General features: G+C 66.8%; 16 protein-coding genes. 7 read left to right on the forward strand and 9 right to left on the reverse strand.

Annotated features, from left to right (window positions below; all coding sequences use genetic code 11):
• Window positions 1-15: 15 nt before the first annotated feature.
• The 3 genes from CDO46_RS12755 to argS all read right to left on the reverse strand — a co-directional run bounded on the left by CDO46_RS12755 (window position 16) and on the right by argS (window position 3,160).
• The gene (locus tag CDO46_RS12755) at window positions 16-675 is read right to left on the reverse strand and encodes a thiol:disulfide interchange protein DsbA/DsbL (RefSeq protein WP_254914597.1); all 660 of its coding nucleotides are present in this window, start codon (window positions 673-675) and stop codon (window positions 16-18) included.
• 91 nt (window positions 676-766) lie between these two features.
• A complete protein-coding gene (locus CDO46_RS12760) occupies window positions 767-1,372 on the reverse strand; it encodes an SPOR domain-containing protein (RefSeq protein WP_243724519.1) in 606 nt (201 codons plus the stop codon).
• A 102-nt stretch (window positions 1,373-1,474) separates the two neighbouring features.
• A complete protein-coding gene (gene argS, locus CDO46_RS12765; protein ID WP_087838848.1) occupies window positions 1,475-3,160 on the reverse strand; it encodes an arginine--tRNA ligase in 1,686 nt (561 codons plus the stop codon).
• A 243-nt stretch (window positions 3,161-3,403) separates the two neighbouring features.
• Between argS and CDO46_RS12770 the strand changes: the two genes are divergently transcribed.
• The 4 genes from CDO46_RS12770 (at window position 3,404) to CDO46_RS12785 (ending at window position 5,529) form a co-directional block, all read left to right on the forward strand.
• Window positions 3,404-3,727, forward strand: a complete 324-nt coding sequence (locus CDO46_RS12770) for a DUF1840 domain-containing protein (protein WP_087838849.1) — start codon at window positions 3,404-3,406, stop codon at window positions 3,725-3,727.
• Between the two features lie 11 nt (window positions 3,728-3,738).
• Window positions 3,739-4,323 (forward strand): DUF924 family protein, encoded by a 585-nt coding sequence (locus tag CDO46_RS12775; protein ID WP_087838850.1) that lies wholly within the window; start codon window positions 3,739-3,741, stop codon window positions 4,321-4,323.
• A 103-nt stretch (window positions 4,324-4,426) separates the two neighbouring features.
• Window positions 4,427-5,125 (forward strand): DUF433 domain-containing protein, encoded by a 699-nt coding sequence (locus tag CDO46_RS12780; RefSeq protein ID WP_243724505.1) that lies wholly within the window; start codon window positions 4,427-4,429, stop codon window positions 5,123-5,125.
• Window positions 5,122-5,529 carry a hypothetical protein gene (locus CDO46_RS12785; protein ID WP_087838852.1) on the forward strand — a complete coding sequence of 136 codons (408 nt, stop codon included), beginning with the start codon at window positions 5,122-5,124 and terminating at the stop codon, window positions 5,527-5,529. The genes CDO46_RS12780 and CDO46_RS12785 overlap by 4 nt, the downstream gene beginning before the upstream one ends.
• 40 nt (window positions 5,530-5,569) lie before the next feature.
• On the opposite strand, the gene leuA is transcribed toward CDO46_RS12785, so the two are convergent.
• The 4 genes from leuA to CDO46_RS12800 form a co-directional block, all read right to left on the reverse strand.
• On the reverse strand, window positions 5,570-7,270 hold the full coding sequence (gene leuA, locus CDO46_RS12790; RefSeq protein ID WP_087838853.1) for a 2-isopropylmalate synthase: 1,701 nt from the start codon (window positions 7,268-7,270) through the stop codon (window positions 5,570-5,572).
• Between the two features lie 86 nt (window positions 7,271-7,356).
• Complete coding sequence (locus tag CDO46_RS28030) at window positions 7,357-7,584, reverse strand: hypothetical protein (RefSeq protein ID WP_132979709.1); 228 nt, start codon at window positions 7,582-7,584, stop codon at window positions 7,357-7,359.
• Complete coding sequence (locus CDO46_RS12795) at window positions 7,577-7,996, reverse strand: putative toxin-antitoxin system toxin component, PIN family (protein WP_087838854.1); 420 nt, start codon at window positions 7,994-7,996, stop codon at window positions 7,577-7,579. The genes CDO46_RS28030 and CDO46_RS12795 overlap by 8 nt, the downstream gene beginning before the upstream one ends.
• Complete coding sequence (locus CDO46_RS12800; RefSeq protein WP_087838855.1) at window positions 7,993-8,211, reverse strand: AbrB/MazE/SpoVT family DNA-binding domain-containing protein; 219 nt, start codon at window positions 8,209-8,211, stop codon at window positions 7,993-7,995. The genes CDO46_RS12795 and CDO46_RS12800 overlap by 4 nt, the downstream gene beginning before the upstream one ends.
• 95 nt (window positions 8,212-8,306) lie before the next feature.
• On the opposite strand from CDO46_RS12800, the gene prpE reads away from it, so the two are divergent.
• Entirely contained in the window at window positions 8,307-10,253 is a 1,947-nt protein-coding gene (gene prpE, locus CDO46_RS12805; protein ID WP_087838856.1) for a propionate--CoA ligase, read from the forward strand.
• Here prpE and CDO46_RS12810 read toward each other — a convergent pair.
• Window positions 10,250-11,152, reverse strand: coding sequence for a LysR family transcriptional regulator (locus CDO46_RS12810; protein WP_087838857.1), 903 nt, complete (start codon window positions 11,150-11,152; stop codon window positions 10,250-10,252). The genes prpE and CDO46_RS12810 overlap by 4 nt on opposite strands.
• Window positions 11,153-11,246: 94 nt before the next feature.
• Between CDO46_RS12810 and CDO46_RS12815 the strand changes: the two genes are divergently transcribed.
• The gene (locus CDO46_RS12815) at window positions 11,247-12,437 is read left to right on the forward strand and encodes an MFS transporter (RefSeq protein WP_087838858.1); all 1,191 of its coding nucleotides are present in this window, start codon (window positions 11,247-11,249) and stop codon (window positions 12,435-12,437) included.
• Between the two features lie 103 nt (window positions 12,438-12,540).
• Entirely contained in the window at window positions 12,541-13,011 is a 471-nt protein-coding gene (locus CDO46_RS12820; protein ID WP_087838859.1) for an Hsp20 family protein, read from the forward strand.
• 36 nt (window positions 13,012-13,047) lie between these two features.
• Here CDO46_RS12820 and CDO46_RS12825 read toward each other — a convergent pair whose 3' ends face one another.
• A complete protein-coding gene (locus tag CDO46_RS12825) occupies window positions 13,048-13,683 on the reverse strand; it encodes a flavodoxin family protein (RefSeq protein WP_087839099.1) in 636 nt (211 codons plus the stop codon).
• Window positions 13,684-13,721: the final 38 nt, after the last annotated feature.

Genomic DNA, 13,721 nt, shown 5'->3' on the forward strand with positions numbered 1-13,721 from the left:
CCTGGGGGGCGCGCGTCAGCGCGTAGGGGGGGTCCTTTCCCTACCGATCAGGAAGTCCGCGACCTGGAGCGCGCCGAGATTGCTGCCGGTCAGCGACGGCGAGGTCAGGTAGCGGCCGTTGATGGCCAGGGTGGGCACGCCGTCGATCTTGTAGGCCTCGGCCAGCTTGGTGGCGCGCTGCACCTTGCTCTGGACGCCGAAGGAGTTGTAGGCGGCCGTGAACTGGGCACGGTCCAGGCCCTGCTTCTCGGCCCAGTCGAAGATGCGGTTGGCCGTGTTCAGCGGCTGGCGCTGTTCATGGATGGCGGTGAAGACCATGCGATGCAACTGGTCGACCTTGCCCAGGGCTTCCAGGGTGTAGTACAGGCGCTGCTGCGGCTCCATGCCGGCATTGAAGCGCACCGGCACGCGGCGTACCACGACGTCGGGCGGCAGCTTCTTGATCCAGGCTTCCAGGCTGGGCTCCAGCGCGTTGCAGTGCGGGCAGCTATACCAGAAGAACTCGGTGACCTCGACCTTGCCCGGCGAATCGGTGGCCTGGGGCTGCTGCAGGCGGATGTATTCCGTGCCTTCGCGAGGCTGCTGCGCCTGGGCGGTGCCCGGCAGGGCGGCGACGAAACCGGCGGCCAGGGCCAGGCCGGCGAACATGTGGCGGAAAGCGTAGCGACCGATCATAGAATTCCTTTGGTAACGTGGCCCGGGCGGCAGGCCGGCCGGACGCGGTGGAAACTCGGACCGCGGCAGGCCGCGCGAAGTTCCACCGGGGTCATTTCTTCACGACGGCGGCCTCGATGCCGTTCTCGGCCAGGCGCGCGCGCGTGCGGTTCATGTCGTCGAGCCGGGTGAACGGCCCCACGCGTACGCGGTGCACCGTGCCGGCGGCCACGTCGGCCGTCTCCAGGCGCGCCTCGAACCCCATGAAAGCCAGCTTGGCCTTGAGCGCCTCGGCGTCCTCGATCACGCGATAGGCACCGACCTGGAGGAAATAGGTGCCCGACGCCCCCGCCGCCGGGGCGGGTGGCTGGGAAGGCGCGGCCGCCTGCGGCGCGGAAGGTTGCGCGCCCTTCTTGCTCTTGTCGACGTTCTGGCTGGCCAGGAAATCGCCCAGCGGATCGCGGGTGGCCTGCGGCACCGGCGCGGGCGCCGGCTGCGTGGCCGAGGGGCCCGAGGCCGACGGCGCGCCGGCGGGACCATCCTTGCCGTAAAGGCTGCGGTTCGGATCGGGAGCGTTGGCCGGATCGGGCGGCTGCGCGGGCGAGGCCGGCGGCCGGGTTCCCTTGCTGACGAAGGGCACCGGCGCCTTGGTGATGTAGAACGCCACCAGCACGGCCACCAGCAGGCCGACCAGCAATCCGGCCATCAGGCCGAACATGGTGCCGCCCACCGCGCGCTTGGGCGCGGCCTGGCGCTGGGCCGTGCCGGCCGGTTTGCCGCCGCGGGCGGACTTCGTCTTCGCTGTGGAGGCCATGAATCGTTACATCCGTTGCGGAGCGGAAACGCCCAGCAACGCCAGTCCGTTGGCCAGCACCTGCCGGGTCGCCGCCAGCAGCGCCAGGCGCGCCACCTTCAGCGCCTCGTCGTCCACCAGCACGCGCTCGGCATTGTAGTAGGCGTGGAAATCGGCGGCGCAGTCCTTGAGCCAGAAAGCGACATGATGCGGCGACAGATCGTTGGCCGCGAGCCCCACCATGGACGGAAACTCGGCCAGCCGCTGCAGCAGCAGGAACTCCCGTTCAGCCGTCAGCAACGACGTGTCGGCGCGCGCCAGATCGGCCTCGTCGCCACCCCATTGCGCCAGCACGGAACAGATGCGCGCGTGGGCGTACTGGATGTAGTAGACGGGATTCTCGTCGGTCTGCTTGAGGGCGAGATCGACGTCGAACACGAACTCGGTATCGGCGCGGCGCTGGATCAGGAAATACCGCACCGCATCGCGGCCCACCCAGTCGATCAGGTCGCGCATGGTCACGTAGCTGCCGGCGCGCTTGGAGATCTTGACCTCTTCGCCGCCGCGCATGACCTTGACCATCTTGTGCAGCACGTAGTCGGGATAGCCCTTGGGGATACCGACGTCCAGCGCCTGCAGGCCCGAGCGCACGCGCGCCACGGTGCCGTGATGGTCCGAGCCCTGGATGTTGATGGCCTTGGTGTAGCCGCGCTCCCACTTGGTGACGTGATAGGCCACGTCCGGCACGAAGTACGTATAGCCGCCCTCGGACTTGCGCATGACGCGGTCCTTGTCGTCGCCTTCGCCCAGTTCGGTCGTGCGCAGCCACAGCGCGCCGTCCTGCTCGTAGGTATGGCCGCTGGCGATCAGGCGCTGCACGGTCTGCTCGACCCGGCCCGACGTGTACAGGGAGCTTTCCAGGTAATAGTTGTCGAACTTCAGGTCGAAGGCCTGCAGGTCCAGGTCCTGCTCGCGGCGCAGGTAGGCCACGGCGAACTTGCGGATATCGTCGAGGTTCTCGGGATCGCCCGAGGCGGTGACCGGCTCGGCATCGGCCGCCTGCACCGTCTTGCGAGCCAGGAAGTCCGTCGCGATTTCCGAGATGTATTCACCGCGATAGCCGTCGGCCGGGAAATCCGGATGCTCGGGGCCGAAGCCGCGCGCGCGCGCCTGGACGCTGATGGCCAGGTTCTGGATCTGGTTGCCGGCGTCGTTGTAATAGAACTCGCGCGTGACGTTCCAGCCGCTGGCGTCGAACAGCCGGCAAATAGCATCGCCCAGCGCGGCCTGGCGGGCATGGCCGACGTGCAGCGGCCCGGTGGGGTTGGCCGACACGAATTCGACCATCACCTTGCGGCCGTTGGCCGGCGCGCGGCCGAACTCGGCGCCACGCACGCGGATGGCGTCGATCACCGCCTGCTTGGCGGCGGGCGCGATGCGCAGGTTGATGAAACCGGGGCCGGCGATCTCGGCACTCTGGACGAGCGCGTCCGCGCCCGGCAGCGCCAGCAGCGCATCGACGATGGCCTGCGCCAGCTCGCGGGGATTGCGCTTGAGGGGCTTGGCGATCTGCATCGCCACGTTGGTGGCGGCGTCGCCGTGAGAGGCCACCTTGGGCCGCTCGAGCAGCAAGGTGGGCGTGGCTTCGGGGGCGACGGCCTTGACGGCGGCGCCCAGGAGGCCCAGAAGTTGTTCCTGTTGCTCGGGGAGCATGGCTGGAATGATCGCGCTGAATGAAAAACCAAGAGCGGAATGTTAACAGCCGCGGGCCGGAGAGGGGAAAAGCCACGGACCCCGGCGTTCTCTACTGATGCCGCTCTGTCATCGGAGGTGACATATGATGCTTATGGATACCGAATGGCTCCGGTCGGATGGAGAGAGGTGGCGGCCATCGGGTTGCCCGCGCGGACTTCCGCCATAATGGATACCGGTCAACGACACGGGAAAAGCAACGCCATGATCGTCACCTTCAGATCCAAGGCCGCCGGCGAAGTCATCATGCTGGGCGAGCACGCCAGACCGCTGCTGGAACTGGCCGGCAAGATGCCCGAGATCGCCGCGGGCACGCGCGGCGTCTTCACGCCCGAACAATTGCCCGAGGCCATCCGCCGCATCGAGGCCGCGATAGGCGTCGAGAAGGAGCCTCGCTACGACGAGGACAACCCCGAGGAAAAAGAAAAGGCCGCCAGCCACGTCGGCCTGAGACAGCGCGCCTTCCCGCTGCTGGACATGCTGCGCAAGGCGCAGGCGCAGGACGTCAACGTGACCTGGGAAAGCTGAGGAGCCGCCGCATGACCCGACCACCCTGGCAGGACGTCCTGGACTTCTGGTTCCTGCCTCCCGACGATCCCGGCTACCTGAAGCCGCGCCACGTCTGGTTCCAGAAAAACCCCGACTTCGATGCCGAGATCGAACGGCGCTTCCTGCCGCGGATCGAGCAGGCGGTGGCCGGAGGTTTGCGCGAGTGGAAGCGCGAACTGGGCGGGGCGCTCGCGCGCATCGTGCTGCTGGACCAGTTTCCCCGCAACGTCTGGCGCGGCACGCCGCGCGCCTTCGCCGGCGACCCGCAGGCGCTGGCCGACGCGCTGGAACTGATCGACTCGGGCCGCTACCTGCAACTGCCGCCGGTGCAACGGGAATTCGTCTACCTGCCGCTGATGCACAGCGAGAACCCCGGCATCCAGGAACGATGCGTGGCCCTGTACACGACGCTGGCACAGGAACATCCCGCCTCCCAGAACTCGCTGGACTTCGCCATCCGCCACCGCGACATCGTGGAGCGCTTCGGCCGCTTTCCCCACCGCAACGCCATCCTGGGGCGGGCCAGCACGGGGCAGGAACTGGAGTTCCTGAAACAGCCCGGGTCGGGGTTTTGACTAGGACCAGACGAGCCTAGGACGACGCTGGATCCGCACGACCCCGGTGCTAAACTGGCCTCGTCGCTCTCCTCCAAAGCTGACCATGTACGCAGGAACCGGTATGTACAGCCTGAGCGAAGCGGCTCGTTTGATTGACGTCCCTTCGCGGCAATTGAATCGGTGGCTTTTCGGGTACCACTACCAGAAAAGCCAGGGCGACACGCGCTCGCGCTCCTGGTCTCCCCCGCTGTGGACACCGGCGCTATCCACGCAAGAATTCGACGAAAAGGTCATCGGCTTTCACGACTTGCTGGAAGTTCGCTTCGTCCACGCATTCGTCCAGTACGGCGTACCGCTGCTCGTCGTTCGCAAATGCCTGGAGTCCGCCCAGCAGATCTGGGGCGTCAAATATCCATTCACCACGCTGAAATTCAAAACGGATGGCCGAACGATATTTGGCGAAGCGATTCGGCAAGCTGGAATGGACGAAGCGTTGGTGGATCTGCGGAACAGACAGCATGTATTCCGGGAAATCATCAGCCCGTCGCTGTACGCTGGTATCGAGTATCACCAGGACCAGGCGTCCAGGTGGTATCCATTGCTTAAGCGGGAAGGCATTGTCCTGGACCCTTCCCGCCAGTTCGGAAGCCCCATCGTGGAAGCGGCAGGTACGCCAACCGACATCCTGCACGCGTCATACATGGCCGAAGGCGGAAACGAAGAAGCGATCAAGGCAACGGCTGCGATCTACGACATTCAACCGCGTCTTGTCAGATCTGCCGTCAGGTTTGAGGAAAGCCTGAGGCAACGAGTCCATTGAACTTCCTCCTGGACAACAATCTCCCGCCACAGTGGGCTCCCGCGCTTGCCGAAGCGAGCCAGGGAGTCCTGGCCGGCCGCATCGGTGAAGTCTGCCACCTGCGCAGCCGCTTTCCCAAGAACACAGACGACATCGTTTGGCTGCGGACTCTCGGTGAGGAGCGGGATTGGGCCATCCTGTCCGTGGATGCCTTCCGGAAAAAGAATGGCGCGGAGCGGCAGGTCATTCGCCAGTACGGCCTCTCGGTCTTCGTACTGCAATCGAGCTGGTCCAGCCGGAAGTACTGGGACAAGCTGTCGCAGCTGGTCCTATGGTGGCCCCGAATCGTCGATCAGGCCAACACGGTAGAACGCGCCGCGGTCGAGGTCCCCTGGCGCGTCTCCACCCGCTTCAAGCAACTGTAGCGGCTTGGGCAAGGGGCACCCGGCCCCGTGCCTGACCTGATCACACGCTCACTTCGGCAAGCTTGGTCCCCGCCGTCGCGGCCGGCTGCCCGCTGTCTCGGATATGCCGGTTGACCGCGCTCAGCACGGCCTTGAACGAAGCGGTGACGATGTCACTGTCCACGCCCACGCCGAAGCCGGTCGGGGCATCGCCCACCCGCACTTCCACATAGCAGGCGGCGGTCGCGTCGGCGCCCACGCCTATCGAGTGCTCGTGGTAGTCCATCATCCGCATCGGCATGTCCAGCGCCTGCACGAAGGCGTCGATCGGGCCGTTGCCGGTGCCCACCAGGGTGCGCGCCTCGCCGGCGACCTGCACGTCCACCTCGACCCGCACGCCGCCGTCGATGCTGGCCATGCGATGGCGGACGAAGCGATAAGGCTCGTGCTGCTCCAGGTATTCACTGCTGAAGATGGAGTAGACATCGGCGGCGACGACCTCCTTGCCGGTTTCGTCGGTCACGCGCTGGATGGCGCGGCTGAACTCGATCTGCAGGCGGCGCGGCAAGTCGAAACCATATTCCTGCTGCAACAGGTAGGACACCCCGCCCTTGCCGGACTGGCTGTTCACGCGAATGACCGCGTCATAGCTGCGGCCCAGGTCGGCCGGGTCGATGGGCAGGTAGGGAACGTCCCAGACGGCATCCGGCTGGCGCTGCGCGAACCCCTTCTTGATCGCATCCTGGTGCGAACCCGAGAACGCGGTGAAGACGAGGTCGCCCACGTAGGGATGGCGCGGGTGCACCGGCAACTGGGTGCAGTATTCGACGCAGCGGCGCACGTCGTCGATGTCGGAGAAGTCGAGCCCGGGCGAGATGCCCTGGCTGTAGCAGTTCAAGGCCAGGGTGACCAGGTCGACGTTGCCGGTGCGTTCGCCGTGGCCGAACAGGCAGCCCTCGATGCGCTCGGCGCCGGCCAGCACGGCCATCTCGGCCGCCGCGACCGCGGTGCCGCGGTCGTTGTGCGGGTGGACGCTGAGGATGATGCTGTCGCGATTGGCCAGGTTGCGGTGCATCCACTCGATCTGGTCGGCGTAGATGTTGGGCATCGCGCACTCGACCGTGGCGGGCAGGTTCAGGATGATCTTGCGGTTGGGCGTCGCGCCCCAGGCCTCGACCACCGCATCGCACACTTCCTTGGCGAAATCGAGCTCGGACGAACTGAACACCTCGGGCGAATACTGGTAGACCCATTCGGTGTCAGGACGCGCGTCGGTCAACTCCTTGATGAGACGGGTGCCTTCCAGCGCGATCTGCTTGACTTCTTCGCGCGACATGCCGAACACGATGCGGCGGAAGGCCGGCGCAATGGCGTTGTACATGTGCACGATCACCCGGCGGCCGCCCTCGACCGACTCGATGGTGCGGCGGATCAGTTCTTCGCGCGATTGCGTCAGCACCTCGATGGTGACGTCCTCGGGCACCCGGTTCTGGTCGATCAGGCCGCGGATGAAGTCGAAATCCGTCTGCGAGGCCGAGGGAAAGCCGACCTCGATTTCCTTGAAACCGATCTCGACCAGCTTCTCGAACATGCGCGTCTTGCGCTCGCCGTTCATGGGCTCGATCAGGGCCTGGTTGCCGTCGCGCAGATCGGTGCTCATCCAGATCGGCGCCTTGGTCATGCGGCGGTTGGGCCAGCTACGCTCGGAAAAGTCGTAGGCGGGAAAGGGGCGGTATTTCGCCTCGGGATTCTTCAACATGATGGACTGCTCCTGCTACTGCGGACTCGGAATGGACGGATGGACCGTGTGAGTGGCCGAGAGGGGGCTGCCGAACTGCCACGGGGACGCTAGGCCCGGCAACCGATCGGTAGTAGTAGCGAGGAGGCGATGAGGGCGACGATCGCGCGCACGTCGGCACCCGGCGCGGCTTGGCGCAGGGAGGCGGCGGAGCGGATGGCGGATGTGGCCATGGTTGCGATCGTGCTTGGGGAAAAATGCGGATAGATGTGATAGTCAACCACAAATTCGGATTGCTGGCAAGCCGCCTGGGCAAAAACTACGACGCCATCAGGCACCGGCGATGTCGGCGAGATGGTCGGCCGTCCATATGGGGAACGGAGCCTGCGCCCGCAAGGCCAGCAGGTCCGCATCGCCAGTCACCAGGGCCTCGGCCCCGGCGATATGGGCGAGCACGACGAAGACCTGGTCCTTCTTATCACGGCATTCGGGCAGGATCGGCCAGACGGCGGGCAACGTGACAACCTCGGCATACGGAAGAAAATCCGCGAGCAGGTCGTTCTGGTCACTCGCTGACAACCGGAACTTGGGATAAGCCAGGACACGCAGCAATTCATTGGCGGTAGCCCGGCAGACCAGAGGCGCAAGCCTGCCATCCTGCCAGGCCCGACGCATCCAAGCCAGCCGGCCTGAGGTGAACATCAGCGCCGACAGCACGATGTTGGTGTCGAGCACGACGCGACGCGTCATCGCCGTGCCCAAGCAAGGGCCTCTTCGATATCCTGCTCGGTGATGCCCAGTTGCTCCAGCTTGTCACGGACGGCTTGAGCCTGATGGACCCTGACCGGGGTCAATACGATGCGTCCGTTCTCGACCGTTACGTCGAAATAGTCCGTCTCGTCCACGCTGGAGACCGCGGCCTTGGGCAAGGTGATCTGGTTTTTCGATGTCAACTTGGCAAGCATAGGAAACTCCACAAACCAATAATTCTTACTTCCTTACTTGATCATATCAAGGAATCACGCTCTATCTAAGTCCGGGGTAAACCCGGGATACCCCCCTGCCCAACGCCGGTTCACCATCATCCGATAACCAGAAGGAGACTGCCGTGGCAAGCTACCAGGCCTTCCATGCCCGCTCGGTGGACCAACCCGGGCCATTCTGGAGCGAGCAGGCCCGGCTCGTCGACTGGCACGCGCCGGCCGCCCAGCCCCTGGACCTGTCGCATCCTCCCTTCTCGCGCTGGTTCGTCGGCGGACTGACCAATCTCTGCCATAACGCGGTCGACCGGCACCTGGCCGAACGCGGCGGCCAGCCCGCGCTGATCCACGTCTCGACCGAAACCGGCACCGAGTCCGCCTACTCCTACGCGCAGTTGCACGACGAAGTGAACCGGATGGCCGCGGTGATGCAGGCCCTGGGCGTGCGGCGCGGCGACCGGGTGCTGATCTACATGCCCATGATCCCCGAGGCCGCGTTCGCGATGCTGGCCTGCGTGCGGATCGGCGCCATCCACTCGGTGGTGTTCGGCGGCTTCGCCTCGGCCAGCCTGGCCACGCGCATCGACGATGCCCGGCCGACGCTGGTGGTGTCGGCCGATGCCGGATCGCGCGCGGGCAAGGTGATCCCCTACAAGCCCCTGCTGGACGAGGCGCTGCGCCTGGCCTCGCATGCGCCGGCCAGCGTGCTGCTGGTGGACCGGGGCCTGGCGCCCATGTCCTTGCAGGAAGGGCGGGACCACGACTACACGGCGCTGCGCGAGCGGCATGCGCATGCCCGCATTCCCTGCGTCTGGCTGGAGTCGAACGAGCCCTCCTACATCCTCTACACCTCCGGCACCACGGGCAAGCCCAAGGGCGTACAGCGCGACACCGGCGGCTACGCCGTGGCGCTGGCCGCGTCGATGCGCCACATCTTCTGCGCGCAAGCGGGCGACGTGATGTTCACCACCTCCGACGTCGGCTGGGTGGTGGGCCACAGCTACATCGTCTACGGGCCGCTGATCGCAGGCATGACGACGCTGATGTACGAAGGCACGCCGGTGCGCCCCGATGGCGCGATCTGGTGGAAGCTGGTGGAGCAGTACCGCGTCACCCACATGTTCAGCGCGCCCACCGCGATACGGGTGCTGAAGAAGCAGGATCCGGAAACCCTGCGCCGCCATGATCTTTCCACGCTGCGCACCTTGTTCCTGGCCGGCGAGCCGCTGGACGAGCCCACCGCGCGCTGGATACACGAGGCCATCGGCAAGCCGGTGGTCGACAACTACTGGCAGACCGAGACCGGCTGGCCCATGCTGGCGCTGCCGCGCGGAGTGGAGGATCTGCCCACCAAGTTCGGCTCGCCCGGCCTGCCGGTGTACGGCTATCGGCTGAAGATCGTGGACGAACAGACGGGCGAGCCGTGCCCGCCCGGGCGCAAGGGCGTGGTGGCGCTGGAGGCGCCGCTGCCGCCGGGCTGCATGACCACGGTCTGGGGCGATGACGAACGCTACGTCTCCACCTACTGGTCGGGCTTTCCCGGCAAGCTGCTGTATTCCAGCTTCGACTGGGGCATCCAGGACGAGGACGGCTACGTCACCATCCTGGGCCGCACCGACGACGTCATCAACGTCGCGGGACATCGGCTGGGCACGCGCGAAATCGAGGAAAGCGTCTCCAGCCATCCGGACATCGCCGAGGTCGCCGTGGTGGGCGTGCAGGACGCGCTGAAGGGCCAGGTGGCGATGGCCTTCGCCATCGCGCGCAGCGTCGAGCGTGCCGCGACACCCGAAGGTCGCATGCGGCTGGAAGGCGAGGTCATGCAGACGGTCGAGCGCCGGCTGGGCGCGGTGGCCCGCCCGGCGCGGGTGTTCTTCGTGAACACGCTGCCCAAGACACGCTCGGGCAAGCTGCTGCGGCGGGCCATCCAGGCCATTGCCGAAGGGCGCGACCCCGGCGACCTCACCACCATCGAGGACGCCGGCGCGTTGCAGCAGTTGAAAGAGGCGATGTTTCCGCCGGCCTAGCGCTTGGCGGCCGCGGCCAGCGCCTGGCAGAAGGCCCGCGCCGCGGGCCCCGGCGGCGCGTCCACCCGATGCGCCAGATAGGCCTCCGACGCCAGCGAGCTGTCGCGGCCCAGCGCCGACACGGCCAACCGCACCAGCCGGCCCTCGGCCAGGTCCCGCTCCACCTGCCATGCCGGCAGGCGCCCCCAGCCCACGCCCGCAAGGATGAGCTGGTGCTTGGTGTCCTGCGTGTTGACGCGGCAGGTCTGCGGCGAAAGCACGCCGAAGTCCTGTCCCGGCGTCAACGAGGAAGGATCGGCCAGCACGATCTGCAGATGGCCGGCCAGGTCCGCCATCTGCAAGGGCAGGGCCATTGCCGCCAGCGGGTGGGATGCGCCGGCCACCGCCACCACCTCGACCGCCGCCAGGGCTTGCATGGCGATCTTCGGACTGCGAAAGTGCTCGCCCACCGTGATGCCCACGCCATAGCGCCGATCGAGCAGGCCCGACAGCGGCCCGCCCAGCGGCTCGACCGCCAGCCGCACCGCCACGGCCGGGTAGCGGGACCGCATGACGTTCAGGGCCTGCGCGACCCAGGCGATGGGGAACAGCGTATCGACCACCAGCGCAAGCTCGAGTTCGACACCTTCGCCCATGCCTCGGGCCCGCGCACGCATGGCGTCCACGCGCAGCAGAATATCCCGTACGTTGGACAATAGGGCCTGCCCCTCGTGAGTCAGGACAGGGCGATGTCCGCCGCGATCGAACAGCGCGACGCCCAGTTCTCCTTCCATCCTGGCGATGGCATGGCTGACGGCCGACTGCGCGCGCCGCAGCCGGCCGGCCCCCGCCCGGAAGCTTCCCGTTTCCGCCACGGCGGCGAACACACGCATCTGGTCCAGGGTCAGGGCGTCGATCATGATCGATTATTTGGATAGAAAACATCTAAATAATGTCACTTTTGTCGATCGACGGCCAACCCTATGCTGGCAGCCTGACGAACAGGAATGCACGATGCGGGCAAGCCATCAAGACATCGCGGTACGGGAAAAGAACAGCTGGGCGAGTGTCGCGGTCATCGTCGGCAGCGGCGTGGTGCTGGCGCTGCAGGTCGGCAAGGCCTCGATCGCCGCGCCGCTGCTGCGCGCCGACATGGGACTGGACCTGGCCGCCATCGGCTGGCTCACGGCCGTCATCGCCGTGCTCGGCATGCTGGGCGGCATGCCCGCCGGATCGCTGGTGGCGGCCCGTGGCGACCGCCACGTCTTTCTTGCCGGCCTGGGCACCAGCGCGCTGGGCGCGGCACTGGGCGCGGGCGCGCCCGGCTATGCCTGGCTGCTGGCTTCCCGTCTGCTCGAAGGCCTGGGGTTCCTGCTGGTGGTCGTCGCCGGGCCGGCGCTGCTGCAACGCGTGGTCGCCGCCGCACAGCGCGATCTGGCCTTCGCGCTGTGGAGCTGCTTCATGCCCACCGGCATCGCGCTGGCGATGTTGCTCGGTCCCCTGTTCTCGTCCTGGCGGATCTTGTGGTGGAGCAGCGCGGCGCTATCGTTGGCCGCTGCGGCCTCCGTCCTGCTGCTTCCTCCTTCGGCGCGCGGCGCTTGGCGGGGATGGCGCGACACGGGCCGCGACGCGCTGGCGACGCTGCGTGGCCGGGACCCCTTGCTGCTGGCCGCGGGATTCGGACTGTACAGCCTGCAGTTCTTCGCGCTGTTCAATTTCCTGCCCATCCTGCTGACCGAACGGATGAGGATGCCGCTACAGACCGCCGGGCTCCTGGCCGCCGCGGCCACGGCGGCCAACATCGCCGGCAATCTCTGCGCCGGCATCCTGATGGAGCGCGGGGTGGCCAGATGGGCGCTGGTGGCCTGCGGCAGCGTCGTCATGGGCCTGGCGGGAAGCGGGGTCTTCCTGTCCGTGCTGCCCGACGCCGGCAGCTTCGCGCTGTGCATGCTTTTCTCGGCCGCCGGCGGACTGATCCCCGCCACGCTGCTGGCGACGGCTCCGCGCGCGGCGCCCAGTCCGGCCCGGGTGCCGCTGGTGGTCGGGCTGATGATGCAAGGCAACAACCTGGGCCAGGTCGTGGGTCCGGCCGCGGTCGGCGGCCTGATCCAGTCATACGGCTGGCCCGCCGCGGCGGGCATCGCCGGCGTGGCGGGCGTGCTGGCGCTGGCCGTGGCCCTGGGACTACGACAGTCCGGAAGATGAATGGCAGGGACTTGAAATGCGCGCGATCGTCCAGAGATTGGGTTCAGGGGATGCCGCAATCGGGTCCCCGGTGAAACTTGCTGACTATCAGGAGATTCGAGCCATGAACGCTACTTTTTCGCTGGCGCCCTTGTTCCGCCAATCGGTCGGATTCGACCGCTTCAATGACCTTTTCGAGTCCGTCTTGCGCAACGACACGGGCAGCACCTATCCGCCCTACAACGTCGAGAAGCGCGGCGACGACGACTACCGCATCGTGATCGCGGCGGCCGGGCTACGCAACGAAGACCTGGACCTGCAGGTCGAGAGCGGCGTGCTGACCGTGACCGGCGGCCGCCGTGAAAAAAGCGAAGAGGCCGTCACCTACCTGCACCAGGGCATCGCGCAACGCGCGTTCAAGCTGTCGTTCCGCTTGGCCGACCATATCGAAGTGCGCGGAGCGCATCTCGAGAACGGCCTGTTGAACATCGACCTGGTCCGGGAAGTGCCCGAGGCGGCCAAGCCCCGGCGCATCGAGATCGGCAGCGCCGCCCCCGCGCCGCGCGAGCAACCCGCGCTGGCCAACGCCGCCTGACGGCACGGCGGAGCGGCAACGCTCCGCCCTTCTTCCTTACGCCGCTGCATCCCACACGTCGTGGCTGCGCGGCGTATCGATGCGATAGTCCGTATAGGGCCGCTGCAGCAGTTCGGCTCCCAGCCGCCTGGCCGCGCCGACCGGGTCGCGGGGGTCGCGCGCGACTTCGCCCCGGCGATTGCCCGAACCGTGCACATACCCGACGAAGGCCGAATGGCTGTACCGGGCGAATTCCTGCACCTGGTGCACGATGCCCAATCCCGCTCCGGGATAGCTTTCTTCCGAGGCCAGCGTCAGCGCCAGCCGCTTGCCCTGCATGCGCGTCATCACCTCGGCATGATGCGGGTAGGCGGCCGAGTAATAGGCGAACGACCGGTCGAAGAAAGCCTTGGTCTGCGCCGACATTCCGTACCAGTAGATGGGCGTGCAGAACACCACGCCGGCGGCGGGCAGGAACTCTTCCAGGAAGAGTTCGCCGTAGCGATCGGCCGGCAGCCCGGACGCAGGCGTACGGTCGCCCAGGAATCCGCTGATGTAGTCGTCCAGGAAACGCAGGCGTGGGGCAAGTCCCGCCTCCTGCGCGCCGGTCTCGACCGCGCGGGCCAGCAGTGCACTGTTGCCGTCCCGGCGGGGGCTGCCGATCAGGATGAGTATCGAAGAAGATGAGTCCATGTCATGCATTCCCGTAGAAAGAAGTTTCCCGGACTCGC

It is taken from the genome of Pigmentiphaga sp. NML030171 (assembly GCF_002188635.1).
Classification (GTDB): Bacteria; Pseudomonadota; Gammaproteobacteria; order Burkholderiales; family Burkholderiaceae_B; genus Pigmentiphaga; species Pigmentiphaga daeguensis.

What these genes read in the sequence shown, in the direction of transcription:
- CDO46_RS12825 (WP_087839099.1), bottom strand. Translation starts at nt 13,683, where the DNA reads ATGGACTCATCTTCTTCGATACTCATCCTGATCGGCAGCCCCCGCCGG.
- argS (WP_087838848.1), bottom strand. Translation starts at nt 3,160, where the DNA reads ATGCTCCCCGAGCAACAGGAACAACTTCTGGGCCTCCTGGGCGCCGCC.
- CDO46_RS12810 (WP_087838857.1), bottom strand. Translation starts at nt 11,152, where the DNA reads ATGATCGACGCCCTGACCCTGGACCAGATGCGTGTGTTCGCCGCCGTG.
- CDO46_RS12820 (WP_087838859.1), top strand. Translation starts at nt 12,541, where the DNA reads ATGAACGCTACTTTTTCGCTGGCGCCCTTGTTCCGCCAATCGGTCGGA.
- CDO46_RS12755 (WP_254914597.1), bottom strand. Translation starts at nt 675, where the DNA reads ATGATCGGTCGCTACGCTTTCCGCCACATGTTCGCCGGCCTGGCCCTG.
- CDO46_RS12780 (WP_243724505.1), top strand. Translation starts at nt 4,427, where the DNA reads ATGTACAGCCTGAGCGAAGCGGCTCGTTTGATTGACGTCCCTTCGCGG.
- CDO46_RS12795 (WP_087838854.1), bottom strand. Translation starts at nt 7,996, where the DNA reads ATGACGCGTCGCGTCGTGCTCGACACCAACATCGTGCTGTCGGCGCTG.
- CDO46_RS12815 (WP_087838858.1), top strand. Translation starts at nt 11,247, where the DNA reads ATGCGGGCAAGCCATCAAGACATCGCGGTACGGGAAAAGAACAGCTGG.
- CDO46_RS12800 (WP_087838855.1), bottom strand. Translation starts at nt 8,211, where the DNA reads ATGCTTGCCAAGTTGACATCGAAAAACCAGATCACCTTGCCCAAGGCC.
- CDO46_RS12770 (WP_087838849.1), top strand. Translation starts at nt 3,404, where the DNA reads ATGATCGTCACCTTCAGATCCAAGGCCGCCGGCGAAGTCATCATGCTG.
- CDO46_RS12775 (WP_087838850.1), top strand. Translation starts at nt 3,739, where the DNA reads ATGACCCGACCACCCTGGCAGGACGTCCTGGACTTCTGGTTCCTGCCT.
- CDO46_RS12760 (WP_243724519.1), bottom strand. Translation starts at nt 1,372, where the DNA reads ATGTTCGGCCTGATGGCCGGATTGCTGGTCGGCCTGCTGGTGGCCGTG.